The organism is Streptomyces verrucosisporus (assembly GCF_017114865.1).
Lineage (GTDB): Bacteria > Actinomycetota > Actinomycetes > Streptomycetales > Streptomycetaceae > Streptomyces > Streptomyces fenghuangensis.
In genome coordinates this window covers 25,248-49,999 of the sequence record NZ_JADEYH010000034.1, presented here as the reverse complement: position 1 = coordinate 49,999, position 24,752 = coordinate 25,248, and the positions used below count along the sequence as shown (strand labels likewise).

Sequence of the window (24,752 nt, the reverse complement as noted above, 5' to 3'; positions counted from 1 at the left end):
TGAGAATGCCCTGCCGGGTTCCCGGCAGGGCATTCTCGCGTTTACGGGACCTTTCGTGTGTTCGGGTTGGGTGGCCTATGCGTTATGACCTGGTGATCTTCGACAACGATGGTGTCCTGGTGGACAGCGAGCCGATGTCCAACCGGATTCTCGCGGCCTACCTGACGGAACTGGGGCATCCGACCACCTATGAGGACTCCATCCGGGACTACATGGGCTCCGCTATGCACCGGATTCACGATCTGATCCTGGAGCGCTCGGGGCAGCGCCTGCCCCACGACTTCGACGCCGTCTTCCACGCCCGGGTCTTCGAGGCCTTCCGGCGTGATCTGCTGCCCGTACCCGGTGTGGGTGAGGTGTTGCGGAACCTCGGCACCGAAAGCGTGCCGTACTGCGTGGCTTCGTCCGGCAGTCATGAGCGGATAAGGGTGGCGCTGGGGAGGACCGGGCTGTGCGAGCGGTTCGGGGACAAGCGTGTCTTCAGCGCGCAGGACGTCGGGCGGGGAAAGCCCGCGCCGGATCTCTTCCTCCACGCCGCGGAGGTGATGGGGGTGCCGCCCGGGCGCTGTGCCGTGGTCGAGGACAGTCCACTGGGAGTGCGGGCGGCCGTCGCGGCGGGGATGGACGTGTACGGGTTCACCGCCATGACGCCGGCGGAGAGGCTGCCGGGTGCGGTGGCGCTGTTCTCCACCATGGACGAACTGCCCGCACTGCTCCTGGCCTGAGACGGCCGGGCGGGACGGGAGGCGGGACGGGAGAGGAGCCCGGGCGGCCGGACTACCCGTTCGCGGCGGTGTGGGCGGCCGTGTGGCTCCTCGGGCCGCCCGATACGGTGGCCGGTATGAGCGGCGGCGCACAGTTGATGTGGGACGAGGCGGTCACCGGATACGACTTCGGGCCCGGGCATCCGATGGACCCGGTGCGCCTGAAGCTGACCATGGAACTCGTCGAGGCGTTCGGGCTGCCCCGCGCGCCCGGGCTGAAGGTGGTCGCCGCGGTGTCCGCGGGCGACTCCACGCTCGGGCTCGTGCACCGCTCCGACTACATCGACACCGTGCGCCGGATCTCCGCGGACCCCCGGGCGGCGGACGGGTCGTACGGCATCGGGACCGAGGACGACCCGGCCTTCGAGCGGATGCACGAGGTCTCGGCGCTGATCGCCGGGCAGTCGGTCGGGGCCGCCGAGGCGGTGTGGCGAGGGGACGTCCTCCACGGCGTGAACTTCGCCGGCGGGCTGCATCACGCCATGCCGGGCGGCGCGGCCGGCTTCTGCGTCTACAACGACGCCTCCCTGGCCATCGCCCGGCTGCTGGAGCTGGGCGCCGAACGCGTCGTCTACGTGGACATCGACGTCCACCACGGGGACGGCGTCCAGGCGGCCTTCTGGGACGATCCGCGGGTGATGACGGTGTCGCTGCACGAGCATCCCCGCATGCTCTTCCCCGGCACCGGCTGGCCGGAGGAGACCGGCGGGGAGAAGGCGGAGGGCAGCGCGGTCAACATCGCCGTCCCGCCCGGCACGTCCGACGGCGGATGGCTGCGGGCACTGCACGCGGTGGTACCGGAGCTGCTGCGCTCCTTCCGTCCGCAGGTGCTGGTGACGCAGCACGGCGCCGACACGCACATCGAGGACCCCCTGGCGCACCTGGCCGTGACCGTCGACGCGCAGCGGGCGGCCGCCGAGGCCTGTCACGACTGGGCGCACGAGTACGCGGAGGGGCGCTGGGTCGCGCTCGGCGGGGGCGGTTACGCGGTGGTCGACGTCGTACCGCGCGCCTGGACGCATCTGGTGGCGATCGCGGCGGGAGAGCCGATCGCGCCGAAGGCCATGATCCCGGAGGACTGGCGGCGGCAGGTGTACGCACGTACCCGGCAGGACGCGCCGCGGCGGATGACGGACGGGCGCGAGCCGGTGTGGTCGGAGTGGGAGGCGGGTTACGACCCGGCGAGCGCCCTGGACCAGGCGGTGCTGGCCGCGCGGCGCTCGGTGTACCCGGCGCACGGGCTGCTGCCCTGAGCCGTCGCGGGACATGGCCGCGGGCCGGGCCCCGAAACCGGGGACTCGCAGCCGTGTCCCGGCACAGTCGGGCCTGCCGGGCGCATCCGGTCGGCTCACGGGGCTCCTACGCTCCCCGTCCGGTGCCCTGTCGGCGGGACGGCCTCCCGCTCTCGTATCGGCGCGGGGGAGATGTGTCGACATGGCGACCCGGTTCGGGGTACGTCCACCGGTTCCGTGGGTGCTTGCTGGGGTCGCGCTGACCCGCGGGGAGGGAGCGCACCTGTCGCCCGGTGCGCCGGGCGCACGCTCCCACTGGCCCTTCCCCGGACGTACGGTCCTCATCGCCGCGGCGGCGGCCGGAACCGCGGCGGAGCCGGCGGTCGGGGGCCGTGAACGGGAAGCGGGGCAGGTCAGCCGGGTGCCGGGGTAGCGGGTCGGTGGACGGGGGCGGCCCTGCGGTGTCCATCGGCCGGCCCGACCGGCGGCGTCGGCGGCTGTTCCGGTGCGTGACTCCTCGGCGTCGTGCGGTCACCAAACACCTGCGCGCTATGTGCTCAATCATTCCCGTCTGTCGCATTAGGAGACCGATGGCTACTCCTCTTCCCCACTCGCATCACCCGCCCCTAATCTGGGGAGGAGCGCGCATGCGAGCAGGAGACACCGGAGGGGAAGCCGGTGCCCGACATGTGCGGAAGGTTCAGGTGTGACATGGCTGCTGCCGAGAGGCCTCTGAACGAGGTCGTGTTCCTGACCGTGGCGGAAGTCGCCTCGGTGATGCGAGTGTCCAAGATGACCGTGTACCGCCTGGTGCACAGCGGTCATCTGCCGGCGATCCGGGTGGGCAGGTCCTTCCGGGTGCCGGAGCAGGCCGTCCACGAGTACCTCCGCGAGTCGTACGTGGAGGCGGAGAAGAGCGCGTAACCGCGGAACGACGGGCTTGTGGCCCCCTTGTGTCACGAGCACTACCCGGCGCCGGGTAGGCTGGGCCGACGTAGGTCGTGTGGGCTCGGACGCCCCGCACCGAGTGACGAAGTGAGCGAGGGTAAGTCGTGGGCTCTGTTATCAAGAAGCGGCGCAAGCGGATGGCCAAGAAGAAGCACCGCAAGCTGCTCAAGCGCACGCGCGTTCAGCGCCGCAACAAGAAGTGAGCGGGCGCGCCGCACACTGATCACCGCCCTCCCACCGCCGCGTCGGTGGGAGGGCGGTGGCGTTCCGCCGTGAAGCGGCGGCCAGCCGATACGGTGGCCGCGGACCGCCCGCAACCGGTCCGGGACCAGGCCGTGAGGAACGGTGGGGAACGGCGAGGAACACGGAGGGCCGCCGGGGCCCGTGGCAGGTCTCCCGGAGGCGCTCCACCGCACGCTGAGAGGGAGCAACGTTGGGCAAGGTCGTGCTCGTCACTGGCGTCGCCCGCCGGCTCGGCGGGCGCTTCGTACGGCGGATCCTGCGCGAGCCCGATGTCGACCGGGTCGTCGGGGTGGACGCCGTGCCGCCCGGACACCACCTCGGCGGGGCGGAGTTCGTCCGCGCCGACATCCGGCAGCCCTCGGTCGCCGGGGTGCTGGCCGAGCACGGGGTGGACACTGTCGTGCACCTGGACGTCAGCGGGGTGCAGCTCCTGCCCGGTACCCGGGCGTCGGTCAAGGAGACCAACGTCATCGGCACCATGCAGCTCCTGGGCGCGTGCCAGAAGGCGCCCTCCGTGCGGCGGGTGGTGGTGAAGTCCAGCACGAACGTCTACGGCTCCTCGTCCCGCGACCCGGCGGTGTTCGCCGAGACCACGCCGGCCAAGGCGCTGCCCGGCGGCGGCTTCACCAAGGACATCGTGGAGGTCGAGGAGTACGTGCGCGGGTTCGCCCGCCGCCGCCCCGACGTGGCGGTGACCGTGTTGCGCTTCGCCAACATCCTCGGCCCCGGCGCGGACACCCCGCTCGCGGAGTACTTCCGGCTGCCGGTGCTGCCGACCGTCCTCGGATACGACCCGCGGCTGCAGTTCGTCCACGAGGACGACGTCGTCGAGGTGCTGCGGCTGTCGGCCGGGGAGCCGCGGCGCGGCACGCTCAACGCGGGGACGTTCAACATCGCCGGTGACGGGGTACTGCTGCTGTCCCAGGCCGCGCGGCGGCTGGGACGGCCCACGCTGCCCCTGCTGCTGCCGGCGATCCGGTGGACGGGTACGGCGCTGCGCACGGTCGGTGTCACGGACTTCTCGGCCGAGCAGATCCGGCTGCTGACACACGGCAGGGTCGTGGAGACCACGCAGATGCGCGAGGTCCTCGGTTTCGAGCCGCGGTACACCACGGCCGGAGCCTTCGCCGACTTCGCGCGCGCAGGCGGCCCGGGGCTGCTGCCGCCGGAGAGACTCGCACACGCGGTGGACCGTATCGAGGAGGTCGTCCGCCATGGCTGACGCCAAGGTCATTCCGTTCGACGACGACCGGTCGCGCGGCGGCCCGGGACGGACCGCCCGGGGACGGGCGGCGGGCGGCGGGCGCCACACGGGGGGCGACGGCGGCCGTACCGGCCAGGAGGAGGAGCGGGGCGGCGCGCAGCCGCCGCTCACGGCCGTGCCCGGGGCCGATTCACAGGCCGCTTCGCAGGACGGCCCGGGGACGCGGCGGGGGGACCGGGCGGACCGGGGCGACTGGGACCGCAGGATCGCCGAGGGGCTGGCCTTCCTGCGGCGGCGGATCACCGGGGAGTACGAGATCGACGAGTTCGGTTACGACGCCGACCTCACCGAGAACGTGCTGCTGTCGGCGCTCCGGCCGGTGTACGAGAAGTACTTCCGGGTCGAGGTGCTCGGCATCGAGAACATCCCCTCCGAGGGGGGCGCGCTGGTGGTCGCCAACCACTCCGGGACCCTGCCGCTGGACGCGCTGATGCTCCAGGTCGCCGTACACGACCACCACCCGGCCGAGCGGGCCCTGCGGCTGCTGGCGGCCGATCTGGTCTTCATGCTGCCGGTCGTCAACGAGCTGGCCCGGAAGGCCGGGCACACCCTGGCGTGCACGGAGGACGCCCAGCGGCTGCTGGAGCGGGGCGAGATCGTCGGCGTGATGCCCGAGGGCTTCAAGGGGCTGGGGAAACCGTTCTCCGAGCGCTACAAGCTCCAGCGCTTCGGACGCGGCGGTTTCGTCTCCACGGCGCTGCGGGCCGGGGTGCCGATCGTGCCGTGCTCGATCGTCGGGGCGGAGGAGATCTACCCGATGGTGGGCGACTTCAGGACGCTGGCGCGGCTGCTGGGCATCCCGTACTTCCCCATCACGCCCACCTTCCCCTGGCTGGGGCCGCTGGGGATGGTGCCACTGCCGACGAAGTGGACGATCCAGTTCGGCGAGCCGGTTCCGATGGACGACTATCCGCCGGAGGCGGTCGACGATCCGATGCTGATGTTCAACCTCACCGACCAGGTGCGCGAGACGATCCAGCACACCCTCTACCGACTGCTGGTGAGGCGGCGTTCGGTGTTCTTCTGAGCGGTGTTCCCGTGGGTGCGCGCCGTGGTACGAGTTCCGTCGGTACGCGTTCCGGGCGGCCGGTGCCCTTGCGGGCGCCGGCCGCCCGTCCGCTACTCGGAGTCGTCGCCCGCCTCGATCCCCAGTCCCGGCAGGAGGTTCGGGAGGAGCGGCGGGATGGTGATGTCCGGCTCGGGGAGCCGGGGGGCGCCGTCGGGTGTCTTCGACGCGCCGCCCTCGCCGGGGGAGGGCTCCAGCAGATCGCCGGGGTCGGGCAGAAGCCCCTCCCCGTCCGGGTCGGTGGAGCCGGGCGAGCCGGACGGGCTGGGCTGCCGCTCGCCGTCCCGGTCGCCTTCCTCCGTGCCGTCCGCACCGCTCTCGCCGGGCGCGGGTGACGGCGGCCGGTCCGTACGGTCGGCGTCCGGCCGGTCGCCGCGGCCGGTGTCGGCGGCGGAGTCCGTGTCCTCCCGCGCGGAGTCCAGCAGGGGCCTGAGCGGGCCGACTTCGTCCTCTATGGCGTCGAAGAGCGAACTGACCTCGTCCCCCACGTCGGTGAGCTGGACGGGAAGACCCGCGCGCACCTCGTCCCACTTGGCGCGGTGGGACCGGGAGAAGGACGACAGTGAGCGGATCGGCGCGATCTCGCCCTCGCGCTCGTAGGCCTGGCTGAGCAGCCGGTGGCCCTCGGAGACGTCGTCGCGCATGTGGGAGAGCGTCCTGCGGATGTCGCCGAGCGACTCGTGGTCCAGCGGGCCCGACCGGCCGCGCTCCAGCAGGCGCCGGGCTTCGTTCAACCGTGTGGAGGCGTGGTCGAGGTGGACCTCGCCGCGGTCGGCCTCGTCGCCCGCCATGCCGAGTTTGAGGTCCTCCATGCCGAGTTTGAGGCCGTAGAGGGTGTCACCGGGCAGGGCGTCGGTGCTGGCCACGGCGGCTCCGCCGAGGGCGCCCGCCGCGATGCCGAAGCTCAGGCCGCCCGCCGCCAGCCCCTTGGTGAGTCTCGTTCTCGGGCGCAGCCTGCTCAACGGGCTCAGCGGGGAGGCCCGGTGGGCTCCGCCTCGCTCCGTGCGGGCGGAGCGCGGTGCGGGGACCGAGGCGCCCTCGTGGCTCCCGGCGAAGGCGTTCTCCACGGCGGCGAGGAGCTGTGCCCGCTGGGCGGCCTTGACGTCGGGGTCCATCGCCGGTTTCGGCAGGGCGTCGAGCCTGCCGGCCAGCGACAGCAGCGCCGTGCGCTCGTCGGACGGCCCGCCCGTCGGCCCGGCCTTCGTCTTCTCCGCCTTCCCGGCCGGGACTTCGGGGGCCCCGCCCCCGGACCGTTCGGCCGCCGCACCCTCGAACTCGCGCTCGTCGAGGGCCTGGGCGAAGGCGTTTGCCCGCCGGCTCGGCGATACGGCTCCCATCACGGGCGGCACCTCCTCTCGTCAGCACAGTCGACTCCCTGCCCCACAGGAGGGTTGCACGGCCGTACGGGGGCGGCGGCTCGGGCGCCGCAGTCCGGACGCGACGGGCCGCGGGGAGTCTGCAAACCGCACAACGACCACCGGCCGACGGGGTTACGCCCCGACGGGGGCGCGATGGCCCTGCCGGCCACCGCGGAACGGAAGGTCACCGCACGTCACCACACGTCATCGGCTGTCCTCCGGCAGCAGCCGGGCCAGGGTCCGTACCGCCCGGTACTGGAGGGTTTTGATCGCGCCCTCGTTCTTCCCCATGACCCGCGCGGTCTCGGCGACCGAGAGACCCTGCAGGAAGCGGAGCGTCACGCACTCCTGCTGCTGCGGGTTGAGCCGGCGGACGGCGTCCAGCAGGGCGGCGTTGGAGAGGGACTCCAGGACCGAGTCCTCCGGGCTGCGCTCCACCTCGTTGGCGTCGAGCATCTCGCCGGTGGTCACCTCGAGGCGGAAGCGGCTCGACTTGAAGTGGTCCGCCACCAGATTGCGCGCGATGGTGACCAGCCAGGCGCCGAAGTCCCGGCCCTGCCAGGTGAAGGTGCCGATCCGGCGCAGGGCGCGCAGGAACGTCTCGCTGGTGAGGTCCTCGGCCGTGGCCCGGCCGCCGACGCGGTAGTAGATGTAGCGGTAGACGGTGTCGGAGTACTGGTCGTAGAGGCGTCCGAAGGCCTCGGCCTCGCCGCCCTGGGCGCGTTCGACGAGGTCCATCATGCGGCGGCTGTCGCCGTCGACCGGGCGCCGGGCGGCGCCCGGGGCGGCCGCGGCGCGCGTGCGCCGGCCCACCGCGGCGGTGCCGGCGGCTCCCTCGGCCAGGGCGTAGACGGGGCCTGCGGGGACAGGTGCGGCGAGGGCGGGGACGGCTTGCGCGGGGGGGACGAGGACGCGCAGCTGGTCGATGACCAGCGTGCGCAGCGCAGCCAGGCCCGAGGCGTCAACCCCGACGTGTGGGTACACGGGACTCCCAGAGGCAGAGCTTCCATCACGTGCAGTGCGGGACCGTCCGCCCGTCACAAGGGCGTGTGGACACCGGATTGCGTCTGAGGAGAATAACGCTTCGTGCAGACCGTGCTACACCTAGTTGCCGAAATCGCCGGTTAGGTTTGCTCTGTTATGCGTTTGCGGCTGCCCGGGCGGCGAACCGGGGTACCGATGCGATCGGTTCGTGTCGCTTTCCGATCGAATCGGCGGTTCGCCTGCGGCCGGGGGCGGTTTCCGTCCGAACTGGCGACCGGTGCGGCGGCTCGGGTGCGGGTCGGGCGCGGCTTCGGCCCGGCTTCAGCGGCGGCGGCGCTGGATCGCCATGGCCGCGGCGGCGCCTCCGGCCACCGCGCCCATCCCGGCCGCGGCCGGGATGCCCACCTTCGCGGCCTTCCTGCCGGTCCGGTAGTCGCGCAGCCGCCAGCCCCGCTCGCGTGCGTGGGCGCGCAGTCTGCTGTCGGGGTTGATGGCGTACGGGTGCCCGACCAGCGAGAGCATCGGGATGTCGTTGGCCGAGTCGCTGTAGGCGGCGCAGCGGGAGAGGTCCAGGTCCTCGGCGGCGGCCAGCGCGCGCACCGCCTCCGCCTTCGCCGGGCCGTGCAGCGGCTCACCGACCAGGCGCCCGGTGTAGACGCCGTCGACGGACTCGGCGACCGTGCCCAGGGCGCCGGTCAGTCCCAGCCGGCGGGCGATGATCGTGGCGGTCTCCACGGGGGCCGCGGTGACCAGCCACACCTTCTGGCCCGCGTCCAGGTGCGCCTGGGCCAGCGCGCGGGTGCCGGGCCAGATCCGGCCGGCCATGTACTCGTCGTAGATCTCCTCGCCGATCTCCATCAGTTCCGAGACGCGGTGACCCTTGACGATGGACAGCGCGCTGTCGCGGGCGTCCTGCATGTGCTCGGCGTTCTCCGAGCCCGCGAGCCGGAACCAGGCCTGCTGCCAGGCGAAGCGGAACAGCTCGCGCTTGTGGAAGAACTTCCTCTTGTACAGGCCGCGGCCGAAGTGGAACAGGGCCGCGCCCTGCATGATCGTGTTGTCCAGGTCGAAGAAGGCCGCGGCCCTGGTGTCCCCGTGGACCGGGAACTCCGGCTCCGCCGGTTTCCCCGCCTCGCCGGGGGCGAGCGCGTCGACCTCCCGCGAGGTCTTGCGCGCCGCCTCGGCGGCGGCCTCGCCTGCGAGAACGCTGCGAGCCGTCGCCGAACGCCTGCGGGGGACGAGCCATCCAAGTGCGGCCATGCCGCGAGCATAGCCAGTGTTCCGTGGGGTTCCGGTGACGGAGGGGTGTCGGCAGGGCGGTGACTGCGCCAACCGGGGAAAGCGCGTTCCGGGCCGGGTCGGGGCCGGGCCGGGACGTGGCGGGAGGCCGCGGGGACCGGGCGCGGGGAGGGCCGGGCGCGGCGGCACAATGGCGGTCATGAAGACCGTCACTCTCATCGGCAAACCCGGGTGCCATCTGTGCGACGACGCCCGTGCGGTGGTCAGCGAGGTGTGCGCGCAACTGGGCGCGCACTGGGAGGAGAAGGACATCACGCGGGACGAGGAGCTGTACCGCCGTTACTGGGAGCAGATCCCGGTGGTGCTCGTGGACGGCGCGCAGCACGACTTCTGGCGGGTGGACCCGCGGCGGCTGCGCGCGGCGCTGGAGGGGTGATCCGCGGGGCCGCCGCCGACGGGTCCGCGGCGGAGGACCGGTCGCGTCTCGACCACCCCTCGAGGCGTTCCACGGCCGACGGGCGTATACGTAGGAGGTGTTCCGGGCGGGATCCGGTTCCGTCCGGCGCGTGTGGCACCGGTCACTTTGGCCGGACAAAGCGGACACCGTCTTTGTGCACGCGTTCACAAAGACATAGCCTGGGCGGGACGGAGCGGTCCGGACGCATGTCCAGCGGGTGTCCAGCGGGGCCGCTCACCGTTTCGCTCAGACGGCAGGAGCACCGTGGCAACTGGCCGAACACACCGACCGGCGACCCGTAGCCGAGGGATCCCCGAGGCCACCGTCGCCCGGCTTCCGCTGTACCTGCGGGCGCTCACCGCGCTTTCCGAGCGCTCGGTGCCCACGGTCTCCTCGGAGGAGCTGGCGGCCGCCGCCGGCGTCAACTCCGCCAAGCTGCGCAAGGACTTCTCCTACCTCGGCTCGTACGGCACGCGCGGCGTGGGCTACGACGTCGAGTACCTCGTCTACCAGATCTCCCGTGAGCTGGGCCTGACACAGGACTGGCCCGTCGTGATCGTCGGCATCGGAAACCTGGGCGCCGCACTCGCCAACTACGGCGGCTTCGCCTCCAGGGGCTTCAGGGTCGCCGCGCTGATCGACGCGGACCCGTCGATGGCCGGGAAGCCGGTCGCGGGCATACCGGTGCAGCACACCGACGACCTCGAGATGATCATCGAGGAGAACGGCGTCTCCATCGGTGTCATCGCCACCCCCGCCGGAGCGGCGCAGCAGGTCTGCGACCGGCTCGTGGCCGCCGGGGTGACCTCCATCCTCAACTTCGCGCCGACCGTGCTGTCCGTGCCCGACGGTGTGGATGTGCGCAAGGTCGACCTCTCCATAGAACTGCAGATCCTCGCCTTCCACGAGCAGCGCAAGGCCGGGGAGGAGACGCCCGGCGAGGGCGGCGCCGACACCACCCCGCCCGCGGCGCCTCCCGCCGCGGCCGTGCGCCGCCGCGGCGAGGGAACCGAACCGGGGCCTGACGGGGACGTGCCCGCCGTGATGCCCGCATGAACGAACGAGCGACCGTGAGACGCGTCACGCGCGCACCGCGCGCCGCGTGGTCCGAGCGGAGCGGGGGAGGGGCATGAGTCTGCTGGTAGTGGGGCTGAGCCACCGCAGCGCGCCGGTGAGCGTCCTGGAGAGGGCCTCGCTGGCGCCCGAGGTGCGCGGCAAGCTCCTGCAGGACGCGGTCGGGGCCGAACCCGCCTCCGAGGCGGCGGTGCTCTCCACCTGCAACCGCACCGAGCTCTACGCCGACGTCGACAAGTTCCACGCCGGTGTCGCCGAGCTGTCCTCCCTGCTGGCCCGCTACAGCGGCGCCGACCTGGAGGAGCTGACCCCGTACCTGTACGTCCACTACGAGGACCGGGCCGTCCACCACCTGTTCTCGGTGGCCTGCGGGCTGGACTCGATGGTCGTCGGCGAGGGGCAGATCCTCGGCCAGATCAAGGACGCGCTGGCCGTGGCGCAGGACCAGCACACCGCCGGGCGGCTGATGAACGACCTGTTCCAGCAGGCGCTGCGGGTCGGCAAGCGGGCGCACAGCGAGACCGGCATCGACCGGGCCGGGCAGTCCCTGGTCACCTTCGGCCTGGAGCAGCTCGCGGCCGGGCGCCCGGTCGCCGAGTGGGCGCGCGGCCGGCGCGCCCTGGTGGTCGGCGCCGGCTCGATGTCCTCCCTGGCCGCCACGGTGCTCGCGCGCGCCGGTGTCACCGAACTGGTGATCGCCAACAGGACGCTGGAGCGCGCCCGCCGCCTGGCCGCCGGACTCCACGGCGACGGGCTCACCGCGCGCGCCGTGCCCGCCCACGAGATGCCCGCCGAGCTCCCGCACGCGGACGTCGCCGTCTCCTGCACCGGGGCCGCCGGGCTGGTGCTGACGGCCGGCGACCTGTCGGCCGCGCTCACCGCGCGTGCGCGGACCCGCGGCTCCGGCGGCTCCGGCGGCTCCGGCGAGGAGCCGATGGCGCTGCTCGACCTGGCCATGCCCCGCGACATCGACGCCGCCGCGCACCGCCTGGAAGGCGTACGGTTGGTGGACATCGAGTCGCTGGCCGAGGCCTCCGCCGACGCGCCCATGGCCGCGGACGTCGACAAGGTGCGCGGCATCGTCGCCGACGAGGTCGCGGCCTTCGGTGCGGCCCAGCGGGCCGCGACGATCACGCCCACCGTGGTCGCGCTGCGCGCCATGGCCGCCGACGTCGTCGCGGCCGAGATGGCGCGCCTGGACGGGCGCCTCCCCGGACTCGACGCCAAACAGCGCGCCGAGATCACCCAGACCGTGCGCCGGGTCGTCGACAAGCTGCTGCACGCGCCGACCGTGCGCATCAAGCAGCTCGCCGGCGAACCGGGCGGCGCCGGATACGCCGACGCGCTGCGAGAGCTCTTCGACCTCGACCCGCAGACCGTGGCGGCCGTCAGTAACCCCGAACAGGAGCGGCAATGAGCACCAACGCACCCCAGCCGCTGAAGCTGGGCACCCGCCGCAGCCGACTCGCCATGGCCCAGTCCGGGCAGGTGGCCGAGCGCGTCCGGCGGCTCACCGGCAGGCCCGTCGAACTGGTGGAGATCACCACCTTCGGCGACGTCTCCCGTGAGCACCTCGCCCGGATCGGCGGCACAGGGGTCTTCGTCTCCGCGCTGCGCGACGCGCTGCTCGGCGGCGAGATCGACTTCGCCGTTCACTCGCTGAAGGACCTTCCCACCAGCCAGCCGGAACAGCTGGCGCTGGCGGCCGTGCCCGTACGGGAGGACCCCCGTGACGCGCTGGTCGCCCGTGACGGCCTCACCTTCGAGGAGCTGCCCGACGGGGCGCGGGTCGGCACCGGCTCGCCGCGCCGCATGGCGCAGCTGGCCGCCTGGGCCCGGTCGCTGGGCCGGGACGTCGAGATCGTGCCGATCCGGGGCAACGTCGACACCCGCATCGGGTACGTGCGCTCCGGCGAACTGGACGCGGTCGTCCTCGCCGCCGCGGGCCTCAGGCGCGTCGGCCTGATCGGCGAGGCCACCGAACTGCTCGACCCCGGCGCGGTGCTCCCCGCACCCGGCCAGGGGGCGCTGGCCGTCGAGTGCGCGGCCTCGCGCACGGACCTCGCGGCCCTGCTCGCCGAGCTCGACGACCCGCGCACGCGGGTCGCCGTGACCGCCGAGCGAACCCTGCTCTCCGCTCTGGAGGCCGGTTGCAGCGCGCCCGTCGGCGCACTGGCCGATTTCCCGGCGGAAGGGCAGGATGTCACCGAACTGCGTCTGCGCGGTGTCGTCGGCACGACCGACGGCACCACACTGGTGCAGTTGTCCACCACCGGTCGCGTACCGGCGTCCGACGGTGAGCTGTTCTCCCTGGCCCAGGCCATGGGGCGCGAGCTCGCCGACGAGATGCTCGCCAAGGGCGCGGCCGGTCTGATGGGGGAGCGAGCACATTGAACCCCACCACCGATCACTCGTACGGCGCCCACGGGCACGTCACCTTCCTCGGCGCCGGGCCCGGGGACCCGGGACTGCTGACGCTTCGCGCCGTCGAGGCGCTGGCGCAGGCCGATGTACTGGTCGCCGACCCGCAGGTGTACGACGTCGTGCGGGCGCACGTGCGGGCAGGTGCCGACACCCCGCTGCAGGCAGCGGGTGACGACACGTCAACAGCCTCCGCGGGTGCCGACGATGCCGTAAATCTTGTCATGCGGGCCGTGCGGGGCGGCAAGCGGGTCGTCCGTGCGGTCGCCGGCGACCCCGGCCTCGACGCGGACGCGGCGAGCGAGATGCTGGCCTGCGCCTCCGAGGGCGTCACCTTCGAGGTTGTGCCGGGCATCGCCAACGCGGTCGGGGTCCCCGCCTACGCGGGTGTGCCGCTGCGCAACGGCCACGGCGCGGACGTGCGCTTCCTGGACGCGCGGACCGCCGACGCCCAGGCGTGGAACGAGGTCGGCGCCAGCGACGCCACCCTCGTGGTCTCCACGACCCTGGAGACGGTCGCCGCCACCGCCGCCGAACTGGTCACCGCGGGCCGCAAGCCCGACACTCCGCTGACCGTCACCGTCGACGGCACCACCACCCGGCAGCGCACCTGGACGGCGACGCTGGGCTCCATCGCCCAGACCCTCAAGGCCGCCAAGGTGCTGCCCGCGGCGAACGGCTCCCGGCCGGCGATAGCCGTGGTCGGCGAGCTCAGCGCCGCCGCGCAGCGTGACCGGCTCGCGTGGTTCGAGTCCAAGCCGCTGTTCGGCTGGCAGGTGCTGGTGCCCCGCACCAAGGAGCAGGCCGCCTCGCTCTCCGACCAGCTGCGCTCCTACGGCGCGGTGCCCAGCGAGGTGCCCACCATCGCCGTGGAGCCCCCGCGCACCCCGCAGCAGATGGAGCGCGCGGTCAAGGGCCTGGTCACCGGGCGCTACGAGTGGATCGCCTTCACCTCGGTCAACGCGGTCAGGGCGGTGCGCGAGAAGTTCGAGGAGTACGGCCTGGACGCCCGCGCCTTCGCCGGGATCAAGGTCGCGGCCGTCGGCGACCAGACCGCGAAGGCGCTGGTCGACTTCGGCGTCAAGCCCGACCTGGTGCCCAGCGGCGAGCAGTCCGCGGCCGGGCTGCTGGAGGACTGGCCGCCCTACGACCCGGTCTTCGACCCGATCGACCGCGTCTTCCTGCCGCGCGCCGACATCGCCACCGAGACGCTGGTGGCGGGTCTGATCGAGCTGGGCTGGGAGGTCGACGACGTCACCGCCTACCGGACGGTGCGCGCCTCGCCGCCGCCGGCCGAGACCCGGGAGGCGATCAAGGGCGGCGGGTTCGACGCCGTGCTGTTCACCTCGTCCTCCACCGTCCGCAACCTCGTCGGGATCGCGGGCAAGCCGCACAACGTGACGGTCATCGCCTGTATCGGCCCGGCGACGGCGAAGACCGCCGAGGAGCACGGGCTGCGGGTGGACGTCATGGCGCCGGAGCCGTCCGTGCACAAGCTGGCCGAGGCGCTGGCGGAGTTCGGCGCCAGGCGCCGGGACGCGATGGTCGAGGCGGGCGAGGCGGTGCAGCGGCCCAGCGAGAAGCGTCCGACCAGGAGGAGGGCACGGACATCGTGACGATCGGCGAGAGCACCTACGGCAGCGGCTACGGCGGTGCTTACGACAGGGGGCGCGGCGGCTACGGGGACTTCCCCGTGGTGCGCCCCCGTCGGCTGCGCACCACCCCGGCGATGCGCCGGATGGTCGCCGAGCACCGGCTCCACCCGGCCGATCTGATCCTGCCCGTCTTCCTGCGGGAGGGCATCGCCGAGCCGGTGGAGATCTCCTCGATGCCGGGCGTGTACCAGCACACCCGCGAGACCCTGCGCAAGGCGGCGGCCGAGGCCGTGGCCGCGGGCGTGGGCGGGATCATGATCTTCGGCGTGCCCGAGGAGGGTAAGAAGGACGCCACCGGCTCCTGCGGCACGGATCCGGAGGGCATCCTCCAGGTGGCGCTGCGCGATGTGCGCGCGGAGGTCGGGGACGGCCTGGTCGTCATGTCCGACCTGTGCCTTGACGAGTTCACCGACCACGGCCACTGCGGCGTCCTGGACGAGCGCGGCCGGGTGGACAACGACGCCACGCTGGAGCGGTACGCCGAGATGGCGTGCGTCCAGGCCGAGGCGGGTGCGCACGTGCTGGGCCCCAGCGGGATGATGGACGGCCAGGTCGCCTTCGTCCGCCGAGCCCTGGACGAGGCCGGCCACCAGGACGTGTCGCTGCTGGCGTACACGGCCAAGTACGCCTCCGCGTTCTTCGGCCCCTTCCGCGAGGCGGTGGGCTCCTCGCTGACGGGCGACCGCAAGGCCTACCAGCAGGACCCGGCCAACGCGCGGGAGTCGATGCGCGAGCTGACGCTCGACCTCGCCGAGGGCGCGGACATGGTGATGGTCAAGCCCGCGCTGCCCTATCTGGACGTGCTGCGCCGGGTGGCGGACGCGGTGGACGTGCCCGTGGCCGCCTACCAGGTCTCCGGCGAGTACGCGATGGTCGAGGCCGCCGCGCAGCGCGGCTGGATCGAGAGGGACCGGGCGATCATGGAGACGCTCACCGGTGCCAGGCGGGCCGGTGCGGACATGATCCTGACCTACTGGGCGACGGAGGCGGCCCGGCGGCTGCGCTGAGCCGCCGGCCCCGGGCGTGCCCGGGGCCGGGCCCGTGGGGCCGGGCTCAGTCGCGGGGGAAGCCGTCCGTGGTGATGGTGAGCTCCACGGACGTCTCGGTGATCTTCACGGGCTCGCCGAAGTCGACGGTCAGCTCGCTGCCGTAGCCGCCGTCCTTGGGGTGGGTGTGGAGGTGGCAGCGGGCGCCGTACGGGTCGACGACCAGATAGGCGGGGACTCCGGCGGCGGCGTACGCCTTCAGCTTGGGACCGTGGTCGTTGGCGGCGGTGGAGCGGGAGAGGACCTCCACGATCAGCTCGACGTCCCCGGAGGAGTAGTGCCCCCGCGCGTCTGGCACCGCACCCTCGGTGATCTTCACCAGATCGGGGGCGAAGCCGTTGAGGTGGCCGGGGAAGTCGATCCGGACGTCGGAGCCGATCTCCGCGTCCAGGCCGAACTGGTCCTCCAACTGCCGCAGGACCTTCCGGATGATCTTCCAGTGCGTCCAGCGCTGCGGTGTCATGTAGACCGACCCCTCGACGATCTCGACCTTGTATCCCTCGGGGACGGGCATCCGCTCCAGACGCTCGAAGAGTTCGTCCAAGGTGGTCTCGTCGGACTCGGCCATCTCGATCCTGTCGGTCAGCTCGACGGTCACGGTGACGCTCCTCCCCGCCGCGCCGGGATGCGCGGCCGCGCGGTACAACGATACGTCCGGGCCACCGGTTACGCCCGGGACCGGAGCCGTACCGCCGGCCGTACCGCGCGGACGCGTCATCCCTTGACGCAGACGACCTGCCGCAGCTTCGCGACCACCTCGACCAGATCGCGCTGACGCTCGACGACCTGCTCGATCGGCTTGTACGCGGCCGGGATCTCGTCGACGACGCCGGAGTCCTTGCGGCACTCCACCCCGCGCGTCTGTTCCTCCAGGTCCCGCGCGGTGAACCGCTTCTTCGCCGCGTTGCGGCTCATCCGCCGCCCCGCGCCGTGGGAGGCGGAGTTGAAGGAGGCCGCGTTGCCCAGGCCGCGCACGATGTAGGAGCCGGTGCCCATCGAGCCGGGGATGATGCCGTACTCGCCGCCGCCCGCGCGGATGGCTCCCTTCCGGGTGACCAGCAGGTCCATGCCGTCGTAGCGCTCCTCGGCCACGTAGTTGTGGTGGCAGGAGATGACCTGCTCGAAGGAGGGGGCCGCCTTCCTGAACTCCTTGCGGATCACGCCCTTGAGCAGGCCCATCATGACCGCCCGGTTGCGCCTGGCGTACTCCTGCGCCCAGAACAGGTCGTTGCGGTACGCCTCCATCTGCGGGGTGCCGGCGACGAAGACGGCCAGGTCGCGGTCGATCAGGTCCTGGTTGTGGGGGAGCCCGCGGGCCACGCCGATGTGGTACTCGGCCAGCTCGTTGCCGATGTTGCGGGAGCCGGAGTGGAGCATCAGCCAGACGGCGCCGTCCTCGTCCAGGCAGACCTCGACGAAGTGGTTGCCGCCGCCGAGCGTCCCCATCTGCCGGGTGGCCCGCTCCCGGCGGAAGTGGACGGCCTCGGTGATGCCGTCGAAGCGGGACCAGAAGCCGTCCCAGCCGGACGCGGGGGCGTCGTGCAGGGATCCCGGGTCGACGGGGTCGTCGTGCATGCCGAAGCCGACCGGGATGGCCTGCTCGATGCGCGAGCGCAGCCGGGAGAGGTCGCCGGGCAGGTCGTTCGCGGTCAGGGAGGTCCGCACCGCCGACATGCCGCAGCCGATGTCCACACCGACCGCCGCCGGGCAGACCGCGCCCTCCATGGCGATGACCGAGCCGACGGTGGCCCCCTTGCCGTAGTGGACGTCGGGCATGACCGCCAGGCCCCTGATCCACGGGAGCGTCGAGGTGTTGCGCAGCTGCCGCATCGCACCGTCCTCGACGCCGGAGGGATCGGCCCACATCCGGATCGGCACCCGTGCCCCGGGAACCTCGGTGTACGACATGTTCGTTCATCCCCCTGACGAAGATCTGGCGAAGGCCTGGCGAAGAAGTGCGGGCACGCCCTGCCGCATGCGTGCGAATCGCGTACGGATCGTGCGCGATCCGGGTACGTCCACACACGGAAGACGGACGTATTGCTGCATATGCGCCGATGAGCAAGGGTCCCGCGGCGCGCGTGACGGCCACCGTGCGATAGACATTGTGTTCTGTTGTGGTCGTATGACGGCAACGTGTTTTCGAGTGTTCGCGCGTACATGAGGAGTTGGGCAGTGCAGCGGAAGGCATACGCCACCGGCGTGGCGCTCGTCGCCGCGCTGGCCGTCGGGACCGTCGGCTGCACCGGCGGTTCCGGCACGGGCGGCGCCGCGGCCGACAGCAAGCCCGGCACGGTCGGCACCGCCGCCGCCACGGCTCCGCCCGGCACCTACCGAGATCTGCCCGAGCCCTGCGGCGCGGTCGACACCGGCCTTCTGAAGGCGATGCTGCCGGGCGCCGGGAACGCCTCCCCCGAGGACGGCGCGGAGGGCGGTGACGAGACCCCGGCGGCGTACGAGGGCGAGCAGACTGTCACCTACGACGACGACCGCCGGGTCGGCTGCCGCTGGAAGAGCTCCACCGGCATGGGCAGCCGCCACCTCCTGGTGGACTTCGAGAGGGTCGTGTCCTACGACCCCGCCGTCAGCGACGACGAGCGGGCGGTGCGCCTGTACGAGGACATGGTGCTGGAGGCGGGCATCCCCAGCTCGCCGCCTTCGGACGAGGAGTCCCCCGGCTCCGGCGAGGAGACGGACAAAGACGGGGCCGGGGACGGCGGGGACGCCGGCGAGGCATCGGAGGAGAGCGGCGAGCCCGCCGAAAGCGGCGGCGACGACGGGGTCGGCGACGACGGCGACGGTGCCGGTGAGGACGGCGCCCGGGACGGCGGCGGCGAGCCCGAGACGGCCGTCCCGCAGCCTGCTCCCAGCGCGGCGGCGGCACTGGCCCCGCGCCCCCTGGAGAACGTCGGTGACGCCGCGTACATCGACGACGAGCTGGTCACCGCGGACTCGGGTGTCCACCGCGACATCACCCTGGTCTTCCGCACCGGGAACGTCATCGTCACCGTCGAGTACGAGCAGTGGGTGACGGACAAGCGCAGGCTGCCCGACAGCGCCGAACTCCAGGAGAAGGCACTGAAGCTGGCCGGCCGGCTCGCCGGGGAGTTCCAGGACTGAAGCCCGTTCGCGTGCCCGTCCCGCGCCCCGCCGCGACTGAGACGACGGACACACCCGGCCCCGGCGCCGCCCGGTGGGGCCCGAGCCCGCTCTAGGCTGCTGCGGTGTCATCGCCCGATCGGCGTACCGTCGTGCCGTCCGACAGGGCGCGCCCGGCGCCCAGCACATCCGGAAGCGAAGGAACCATGCACCGTAACGCCACGCGCACCGCCGTCCGCACCCTCGCCTGCGCCGCCGTGCCCATGCTGCTGGTCGCGGGCTGCTCCTCCGACTCCGGTGGCGACGACTCCGCCAAGCCCTCGCCCAGTGCCTCCGCCTCCAGCGCGTCCCCGACCCCGGCGCCGGTGAAGTTCACCACCCTGCCCGACCCCTGCAAGACCCTCTCGGGGGACACGGTCGGCGATGTGGTCCCCGAGGCGAAGAAGAAGGGCAAGAACCTCGGCTCCAAGGACGCCGACGGCTACGGCACCTGTCTGTGGAGCGGTCTGGACGACTACCAGTACCGGGCGCTCACCGTCTCCCTCAAGCGGTTCGACTCCGACGTGACGCTCGGCAGCGGCAGCGAGCGGGCCGCCGAGTACGCCGGCCAGCAGGTGGCCGCCGTCTCGAAGGACGAGGAGAACGAGAAGGTCAAGGACACCCCGCTCGACGGGGTCGGCGACCAGGCGACCTCCATAGCCTTCGAGACCGAGCGCAAGGACGGCAAGAAGACCGAGGAGTACCGCGAGCAGCGGGTCGTCGCCATCACCGGCAACGTCGTGGTGACCGTGGACTACGAGGGCGCCGGCTTCGAGACCGGCAAGACGCCGAAGGCCGAGGACATCCGCGAGAACGCGGAGAAGGCGGCGAAGGAGGCCGTCAAGGCCGTCAAGTAGGTAACCGGGCCGGACCCCTCGGTCCCGTCACCCACCGCGCGTACCCTGTCTTCCCCTCGGGGACCTCCGGCTCCCCGCCCCTTCCGCCGTCCCTCTCGCCGCCCCTCCCGCCGTCCGGCCGGGCGGCGGGCACCGGCGCCGACGACCGACGACGATCTCGCGAGGACGCAGCAGTGGACCTGACACGCACTCACCGAATACTCATCGGCGTGGTCGTCGCCGGGGCGGTGGTGATCGCGGCGATCGGCTTCGCCGGATCGTACGCCGCCGTCCGCGACCTCGCCGAGCAGAAGGGCTTCGGCGGCTTCGCGCCGTTCTTCCCCATCGGCATCGACGCCGGGATCGTGGTACTGCTCGCCCTGGACCTGCTGCTGACCTGGATCCGCATCCCCTTCCCGATGCTGCGGCAGACCGCCTGGCTGCTGACGGCCGCCACCATCGCCTTCAACGGCGCCGCCGCCTGGCCCGACCCGCTGGGGGTCGGGATGCACGCGGTGATCCCGGTCCTGTTCGTCGTCGCGGTCGAGGCCGCGCGGCACGCGGTCGGCCGGATCGCCGACATCACCGCCGACAAGCACATGGAGGGCGTTCGGCTCTCGCGCTGGCTGCTGGCCTTCCCCTCCACCTTCCGGCTGTGGCGCCGGATGAAGCTGTGGGAGCTGCGCTCCTACGACCAGGTCATCCGCATGGAGCAGGACCGCCTGATCTACGAGGCGCGGCTGCGGGCGCGCTACGGGCGCGCCTGGAAGCGACGGGCGCCGGTGGAGGCGCTGATGCCGCTGCGGCTGGCGCGGTACGGGGTGCCGCTGGCGGAGACCGGCCCGGCCGGGCTGGCCGCCGCCGGCATCGACCCGCAGGCACTGCCCGCCACGGGCGGGAAGGCTGCGGTCACGGGCGGGAAGGCTGCGGTCACGGGCGGGAAGGCCGCCGCTGCCGAGGCGCTCCCCGCGGGGACGTCCACCGAGCGGGCGCCCGCGCCCGGCTCCGGGCCGGGCGGAGCCCCGGTCGCGGAGGCGGCCGGACAGGAGCGGCACGAACTGCTTCCGCCGTCCTGGCGGACCGCCGAGGAAAGAGGGGCCGCGGTGAGGGAGGTCGCGCACGGGCCGGTGCCCTCCACGCGGGAGGCGGTCACCTATGTGCAGGCCGCACCGGCGGAAGAAGCCGCTTCGGCGCGGGAGACGGTGCCCCGGAACCGGACCGCGTCGGAGGAGGCCCCCGCCGCCGGGCTCACGATCCCGAGGGACCCGGCCAATCCGGATGGGCCTCACCGTCCACTGGGAGGGGCCCCGTCGAACGGCCGCTCCGTTTCCGTGCCGGGGCAGTACACGGCCCGGCCGGAAGCGGAGGCGGAAGTCGCCGACGAGCCCGTCGGCATACCGGACGGGATGCCCCGCGAGGACGCCTACTACCGGGCCTACCACAAGTACATCGTGGAGAAGAGTGACTTCCCCAACCCCCACCAGCTCGCTCTGACGCTCCTGAACGAGGGCATCAAGGACGCCAACGGCGGCCCCCTCAGCGAGTCCTACCTCCGCCCCTACGTGCACGAGTTCAAGGACCGATACCGGACGGGCCTGGGAGGCTGACCGCTCGCCCGGGCCGCGCCCCCGCCCGGCAGGGAGCCCCGGGCCGGGGGGCCGGGGGGTGGAGGAAGGCGGCTCAGGTCTTCTCGCGGGTCTTCTAGCGGGCCGGGGCGGGCCAGACCGACATGGCCAGCCCGGCCACCCGCTCCAGCTCTCCGGCGGTCGCCCCGTCCCGGGCCTGCTGGGACAGTCCCTGGACGACCGCGGCGAAGTAGTGGGCGAGCGTGTGCGCGTCGACTCCGGCGGGCAGCTCGCCCCGTCCTCCGGCGTCGGCCAGCCGTTCCTCGAAGACGCGGACGTTCGCCACCCGCCGGTCGCGCAGGGCCCGTTCGACGTCGGCGGTCTGCGGCGAGTAGTTGACGGCCGCCGAGATGACCAGACAGCCGGCCGGGTGCGCGGGGTCGGTGTAGGACGCCGCCGCCTCGCGGAGCATCCGTGCGAACGCGGCGCGCGTGTCGTCCTCCTCGTCCAGGGCCCTGCCCATGAAAGCCCCGAAGGTTTCCCCGTACCGCTCGACGACCTCGGAGAAGAGCGTGCGTTTGTCGCCGAAGGCCGCGTACAGGCTCGGCGGCGAGACGCCCATCTCCCTGGTCAGGTCGGCGATGGAGGTCCCTTCGTAGCCGTACTTCCAGAACAGCAGGGTGGCCCGGGCGAGCGCGGCTTCCCGGTCGAAGCTCCTCGGGCGTCCTCTCACGCGTGGCGTCATGGCATGAATTCTACATCGGTCGCTATGTAATTGCTGTATCTTTTATGTAGTCATCGCTACGGAATGGGAGTGGCCATGGGCTCGCTGAACGGAAAGACGGCTCTGGTGACCGGTGGCAGCCGCGGGATCGGCCGGGCGACGGCCGAACGGCTCGCCCGGGAGGGCGCCCTGGTGGCCGTGCACTACGGACGGAACGGGACCGCGGCACAGGAGACCGTGGCGGCCGTCCGCGCGGCGGGGGGTGCGGCGTTCGCGGTGCGCGCCGAACTGGGTGTGCGCGGAGACGTGGAGACCCTGTGGTCGGAGTTCGACCGCGTGGTCCTCGACCACGGCGACCGCAGCGGCCTGGACATCCTCGTGAACAACGCGGGCATCACCCCGCGGGGGCAGATCGAGGAGACCACGCCCGAGGCGTTCGAGGAGGTCTTCGCCGTCAACGTCCGTGCCCCGTTCTTCCTGGTCCAACAGGGGCTCAAGCGGCTGCGGGACGGCGGCCGGATCATCAACGTCTCGTCCGGGGCGACGCGCATCGCGCTGACCGACATCATCGCCTACAGCATGACCAAGGGCGCGGTCGACACCTTCACCCTCACCCTCGCCAAGGCCCTCGGCGGCCGGGGCGTCACCGTCAACTCCGTGGCGCCGGGCATCGTCGACACCGACATGAACGCCGCCTGGCTGCGGGGCGACGAGGACGCCGAACGGTCGGCGGCGGAGCTCTCGGCGCTCGGCAGGGTGGGCCGCCCCGAGGATGTGGCTGACGTGGTGGCCTTCCTGGCATCGGACGACGCCCGCTGGGTCACCGGCCAGGTCGTCGACGCGACCGGAGGATCCCAGCTGTGACCACCCCCGCCGGAACGCGCCGTGCCGCGGCCTTGGCACTCACGAGGAGTGCCGGGGCCGCGGCACGGCGGGGCGCCGGCGTCAGGCGCCCAGCAGCTTGCGGACCCGGTCCGCGCCGACGGCCAGCAGCAGCGTGGGCAGCCGCGGGCCGGTGTCGCGGCCCACCAGCAGCCTGTACAGCAGTGCGAAGAAGGCGCGCTGGGCCACCTTCAGCTCCGGCGTCGGCCTGGCCTCCGGCGTCAGGCCCGCCCGGACCTTGGGCACGCCGTAGACCAGCGTGGTCAGCCCGTCCAGCGACCAGTGGTCGTCCAGGCCGTCCAGCAGCAGCCGCAGCGACTCGCGCGCGTCGTCGTCGAGCGAGGCCAGCAGCTCGGCGTCCGGCTCCTCGCGCACCCGGGTGCGCTGCTCGGCCGGTACGTGGGTGCTGATCCAGCGCTGCGCGCAGTCCAGGCGCGGACGCGTCTCGTCCAGGGAGCCCACCGGGTTGTCCGGGTCCAGCTCGCCCAGGATGCGCAGCGTCTGCGCCTCGTCCCCGGTGGTGATGTCCGCCACCGACGCCAGCGTGCGGTACGGCAGCGGATGCGGGGTGCGGGGCAGTTCTCCGCCGGCCGTGGTGGTGGCACGGCGGTACGCGGCGGTGTCCGCGGGCTGCGCGGAGCCGTCGGCGACCTTGCGCTCCAGGGCGTCCCACTCGTCGTAGAGCCGCTGGATCTCCTGGTCGAAGGCGATCTTGAAGGACTGGTTGGGGCGGCGGCGGGCGTACAGCCAGCGCAGCAGCGGAGCCTCCATGATCTCCAGCGCGTCGAGCGGGGTGGGCACCCCGCCCTTGGAACTGGACATCTTCGCCATGCCGCTGATGCCGACGAAGGCGTACATCGGGCCGATCGGCTGCTCGCCGCCGAAGATCTCCCGCACCAGCTGCCCGCCGACGACGTAGGAGGAGCCGGGGGACTGGTGGTCCACGCCGGAGGGCTCGAAGACCACGCCCTCGTACGCCCAGCGCATCGGCCAGTCGACCTTCCAGACCAGCTTGCCGCGGCGGTGCTCCGACAGCAGCACCGTCTCCTCGTGGCCGCACCGGCACACGTACGTCAGCCGGGTGCTCTCGTCGTCGTACGCGGTGATCGTCGTCAGGTCGCGGTCGCAGACGGAGCAGTACGGCTTGTACGGGAAGTACCCGGCGTCGCCCGTGCTGCCGTCGTCCTCGCCCGCGGCGCCCGAGCCCTCGGCGGCCTCGACCTCCGCCGCGGACATCTCGGCGCCCTTCGGCCCGCCCTGCTTCTTCGGGGCCTTGCCGGCGCTCTCGGGCGCGACCTTGGTGCGGTAGCGGTCCAGGACGGCGTCGATGCGGGCGCGCTCGCGCATGGCGAAGAGGATCTGCTCGCCGTACGCGCCGGAGGTGTACATCTGCGTCTGGCTGATGCCGCGCACCTCGACGCCCAGCTCGTCCAGCGCCCGCACCATGGCGGCCCTGAAGTGCTCGGCCCAGCTGGAGTGCTCGCTGCCGGGAGGCGCGGGCACCGCGGTGAGCGGCTTGCCGATGTGCTCCGACCACGAGGCGTCGACGCCCTCGATGCCCGCCGGGACCTTGCGGAAGCGGTCGTAGTCGTCCCAGGACAGGATGTGCTCGCAGGGCACGCCGCGCCGCTTGATCTCGTCGGCGACGAGGTGCGGCACCATGACCTCGCGGAGGTTGCCCAGGTGGATGGGGCCGGAGGGGCTCAGGCCCGAGGCGCAGACGACCGGTTTGCCGGGGGCGCGGCGCTCCGCCTCGGCGATGACCTCGTCCGCGATGCGGGAGACCCAGTCGGCCTCTGTGCTCTGAGCCACGGTCGGCACGTCCCTTTCCTGGCTGTGGTGTCCAAGCTGCGGTG

The 24,752-nt window shown here is 72.6% G+C and carries 23 protein-coding genes; 16 read left to right on the top strand and 7 right to left on the bottom strand.

Going from position 1 to position 24,752, the window contains the following annotated elements:
- Window positions 1-77 precede the first annotated feature (77 nt).
- The 6 genes from IQ279_RS24775 (at window position 78) to IQ279_RS24750 (ending at window position 5,478) form a co-directional block, all read left to right on the top strand.
- On the top strand, window positions 78-725 hold the full coding sequence (locus IQ279_RS24775; protein ID WP_206351533.1) for an HAD family hydrolase: 648 nt from the start codon (window positions 78-80) through the stop codon (window positions 723-725).
- 116 nt (window positions 726-841) lie between these two features.
- Entirely contained in the window at window positions 842-2,017 is a 1,176-nt protein-coding gene (locus IQ279_RS24770) for an acetoin utilization protein AcuC (protein ID WP_206351532.1), read from the top strand.
- 690 nt (window positions 2,018-2,707) lie between these two features.
- A complete protein-coding gene (locus tag IQ279_RS24765) occupies window positions 2,708-2,920 on the top strand; it encodes a helix-turn-helix domain-containing protein (RefSeq protein ID WP_158238993.1) in 213 nt (70 codons plus the stop codon).
- Between the two features lie 128 nt (window positions 2,921-3,048).
- Window positions 3,049-3,147 carry a 30S ribosomal protein bS22 gene (locus IQ279_RS24760; RefSeq protein WP_003948845.1) on the top strand — a complete coding sequence of 33 codons (99 nt, stop codon included), beginning with the start codon at window positions 3,049-3,051 and terminating at the stop codon, window positions 3,145-3,147.
- 230 nt (window positions 3,148-3,377) lie between these two features.
- Window positions 3,378-4,409 (top strand): NAD-dependent epimerase/dehydratase family protein, encoded by a 1,032-nt coding sequence (locus IQ279_RS24755; RefSeq protein WP_206351531.1) that lies wholly within the window; start codon window positions 3,378-3,380, stop codon window positions 4,407-4,409.
- A complete protein-coding gene (locus IQ279_RS24750; RefSeq protein ID WP_206351530.1) occupies window positions 4,402-5,478 on the top strand; it encodes a lysophospholipid acyltransferase family protein in 1,077 nt (358 codons plus the stop codon). Before IQ279_RS24755 ends, IQ279_RS24750 begins: the two co-directional genes overlap by 8 nt.
- Before the next feature lie 92 nt (window positions 5,479-5,570).
- Here IQ279_RS24750 and IQ279_RS24745 read toward each other — a convergent pair whose 3' ends face one another.
- From IQ279_RS24745 to IQ279_RS24735, 3 genes are all read right to left on the bottom strand, one after another.
- Window positions 5,571-6,857 (bottom strand): DUF5667 domain-containing protein, encoded by a 1,287-nt coding sequence (locus IQ279_RS24745; protein ID WP_206351529.1) that lies wholly within the window; start codon window positions 6,855-6,857, stop codon window positions 5,571-5,573.
- 222 nt (window positions 6,858-7,079) lie between these two features.
- Window positions 7,080-7,859 carry an ECF subfamily RNA polymerase sigma factor, BldN family gene (locus tag IQ279_RS24740; protein WP_206351528.1) on the bottom strand — a complete coding sequence of 260 codons (780 nt, stop codon included), beginning with the start codon at window positions 7,857-7,859 and terminating at the stop codon, window positions 7,080-7,082.
- 321 nt (window positions 7,860-8,180) lie between these two features.
- Window positions 8,181-9,119 (bottom strand): HAD family hydrolase, encoded by a 939-nt coding sequence (locus IQ279_RS24735; RefSeq protein ID WP_206351527.1) that lies wholly within the window; start codon window positions 9,117-9,119, stop codon window positions 8,181-8,183.
- Window positions 9,120-9,297: 178 nt separating this feature from the next.
- On the opposite strand from IQ279_RS24735, the gene IQ279_RS24730 reads away from it, so the two are divergent.
- The 6 genes from IQ279_RS24730 to hemB all read left to right on the top strand — a co-directional run bounded on the left by IQ279_RS24730 (window position 9,298) and on the right by hemB (window position 15,712).
- Window positions 9,298-9,534, top strand: a complete 237-nt coding sequence (locus tag IQ279_RS24730) for a glutaredoxin family protein (protein ID WP_241028691.1) — start codon at window positions 9,298-9,300, stop codon at window positions 9,532-9,534.
- Window positions 9,535-9,819: 285 nt separating this feature from the next.
- Window positions 9,820-10,611, top strand: a complete 792-nt coding sequence (locus IQ279_RS24725; RefSeq protein ID WP_206351525.1) for a redox-sensing transcriptional repressor Rex — start codon at window positions 9,820-9,822, stop codon at window positions 10,609-10,611.
- 73 nt (window positions 10,612-10,684) lie between these two features.
- A complete protein-coding gene (locus tag IQ279_RS24720) occupies window positions 10,685-12,046 on the top strand; it encodes a glutamyl-tRNA reductase (protein WP_206351524.1) in 1,362 nt (453 codons plus the stop codon).
- Complete coding sequence (gene hemC, locus IQ279_RS24715) at window positions 12,043-13,023, top strand: hydroxymethylbilane synthase (protein WP_206351523.1); 981 nt, start codon at window positions 12,043-12,045, stop codon at window positions 13,021-13,023. Before IQ279_RS24720 ends, hemC begins: the two co-directional genes overlap by 4 nt.
- Entirely contained in the window at window positions 13,020-14,666 is a 1,647-nt protein-coding gene (locus IQ279_RS24710; protein ID WP_206351522.1) for a bifunctional uroporphyrinogen-III C-methyltransferase/uroporphyrinogen-III synthase, read from the top strand. Before hemC ends, IQ279_RS24710 begins: the two co-directional genes overlap by 4 nt.
- 77 nt (window positions 14,667-14,743) lie before the next feature.
- Window positions 14,744-15,712 (top strand): porphobilinogen synthase, encoded by a 969-nt coding sequence (hemB, locus tag IQ279_RS24705; protein WP_206351540.1) that lies wholly within the window; start codon window positions 14,744-14,746, stop codon window positions 15,710-15,712.
- Window positions 15,713-15,758: 46 nt separating this feature from the next.
- On the opposite strand, the gene IQ279_RS24700 is transcribed toward hemB, so the two are convergent.
- Together IQ279_RS24700 and IQ279_RS24695 are read right to left on the bottom strand one after the other, a co-directional pair.
- On the bottom strand, window positions 15,759-16,349 hold the full coding sequence (locus tag IQ279_RS24700) for a Uma2 family endonuclease (RefSeq protein ID WP_206351521.1): 591 nt from the start codon (window positions 16,347-16,349) through the stop codon (window positions 15,759-15,761).
- 116 nt (window positions 16,350-16,465) lie between these two features.
- Window positions 16,466-17,659, bottom strand: coding sequence for an RtcB family protein (locus tag IQ279_RS24695; protein ID WP_206351520.1), 1,194 nt, complete (start codon window positions 17,657-17,659; stop codon window positions 16,466-16,468).
- A gap of 267 nt (window positions 17,660-17,926) precedes the next feature.
- Between IQ279_RS24695 and IQ279_RS24690 the strand changes: the two genes are divergently transcribed.
- The 3 genes from IQ279_RS24690 (at window position 17,927) to IQ279_RS24680 (ending at window position 21,332) form a co-directional block, all read left to right on the top strand.
- Window positions 17,927-18,871: a hypothetical protein gene (locus IQ279_RS24690; protein ID WP_307792522.1), complete on the top strand. Its 945-nt coding sequence runs from the start codon at window positions 17,927-17,929 to the stop codon at window positions 18,869-18,871.
- Window positions 18,872-19,056: 185 nt separating this feature from the next.
- Window positions 19,057-19,746, top strand: a complete 690-nt coding sequence (locus IQ279_RS24685; protein WP_206351518.1) for a DUF3558 family protein — start codon at window positions 19,057-19,059, stop codon at window positions 19,744-19,746.
- A gap of 179 nt (window positions 19,747-19,925) precedes the next feature.
- Window positions 19,926-21,332: a DUF2637 domain-containing protein gene (locus IQ279_RS24680; protein WP_206351539.1), complete on the top strand. Its 1,407-nt coding sequence runs from the start codon at window positions 19,926-19,928 to the stop codon at window positions 21,330-21,332.
- 94 nt (window positions 21,333-21,426) lie between these two features.
- Here IQ279_RS24680 and IQ279_RS24675 read toward each other — a convergent pair whose 3' ends face one another.
- Window positions 21,427-22,035 carry a TetR/AcrR family transcriptional regulator gene (locus IQ279_RS24675; protein ID WP_206351517.1) on the bottom strand — a complete coding sequence of 203 codons (609 nt, stop codon included), beginning with the start codon at window positions 22,033-22,035 and terminating at the stop codon, window positions 21,427-21,429.
- Window positions 22,036-22,110: 75 nt separating this feature from the next.
- On the opposite strand from IQ279_RS24675, the gene IQ279_RS24670 reads away from it, so the two are divergent.
- The gene (locus IQ279_RS24670; protein WP_206351516.1) at window positions 22,111-22,878 is read left to right on the top strand and encodes an SDR family NAD(P)-dependent oxidoreductase; all 768 of its coding nucleotides are present in this window, start codon (window positions 22,111-22,113) and stop codon (window positions 22,876-22,878) included.
- Between the two features lie 81 nt (window positions 22,879-22,959).
- Here IQ279_RS24670 and lysS read toward each other — a convergent pair whose 3' ends face one another.
- Window positions 22,960-24,708 (bottom strand): lysine--tRNA ligase, encoded by a 1,749-nt coding sequence (lysS, locus tag IQ279_RS24665; RefSeq protein ID WP_307792521.1) that lies wholly within the window; start codon window positions 24,706-24,708, stop codon window positions 22,960-22,962.
- Between the last annotated feature and the right edge of the window lie 44 nt (window positions 24,709-24,752).

Bases quoted from the DNA above. Each gene is read 5' to 3' on its own strand.
- IQ279_RS24730 (WP_241028691.1), top strand. From the start codon at position 9,298: ATGAAGACCGTCACTCTCATCGGCAAACCCGGGTGCCATCTGTGCGAC.
- IQ279_RS24735 (WP_206351527.1), bottom strand. From the start codon at position 9,119: ATGGCCGCACTTGGATGGCTCGTCCCCCGCAGGCGTTCGGCGACGGCT.
- IQ279_RS24770 (WP_206351532.1), top strand. From the start codon at position 842: ATGAGCGGCGGCGCACAGTTGATGTGGGACGAGGCGGTCACCGGATAC.
- IQ279_RS24675 (WP_206351517.1), bottom strand. From the start codon at position 22,035: ATGACGCCACGCGTGAGAGGACGCCCGAGGAGCTTCGACCGGGAAGCC.
- IQ279_RS24670 (WP_206351516.1), top strand. From the start codon at position 22,111: ATGGGCTCGCTGAACGGAAAGACGGCTCTGGTGACCGGTGGCAGCCGC.
- IQ279_RS24775 (WP_206351533.1), top strand. From the start codon at position 78: ATGCGTTATGACCTGGTGATCTTCGACAACGATGGTGTCCTGGTGGAC.
- IQ279_RS24720 (WP_206351524.1), top strand. From the start codon at position 10,685: ATGAGTCTGCTGGTAGTGGGGCTGAGCCACCGCAGCGCGCCGGTGAGC.
- IQ279_RS24685 (WP_206351518.1), top strand. From the start codon at position 19,057: ATGCACCGTAACGCCACGCGCACCGCCGTCCGCACCCTCGCCTGCGCC.
- IQ279_RS24695 (WP_206351520.1), bottom strand. From the start codon at position 17,659: ATGTCGTACACCGAGGTTCCCGGGGCACGGGTGCCGATCCGGATGTGG.
- IQ279_RS24765 (WP_158238993.1), top strand. From the start codon at position 2,708: ATGGCTGCTGCCGAGAGGCCTCTGAACGAGGTCGTGTTCCTGACCGTG.
- IQ279_RS24750 (WP_206351530.1), top strand. From the start codon at position 4,402: ATGGCTGACGCCAAGGTCATTCCGTTCGACGACGACCGGTCGCGCGGC.
- hemC (WP_206351523.1), top strand. From the start codon at position 12,043: ATGAGCACCAACGCACCCCAGCCGCTGAAGCTGGGCACCCGCCGCAGC.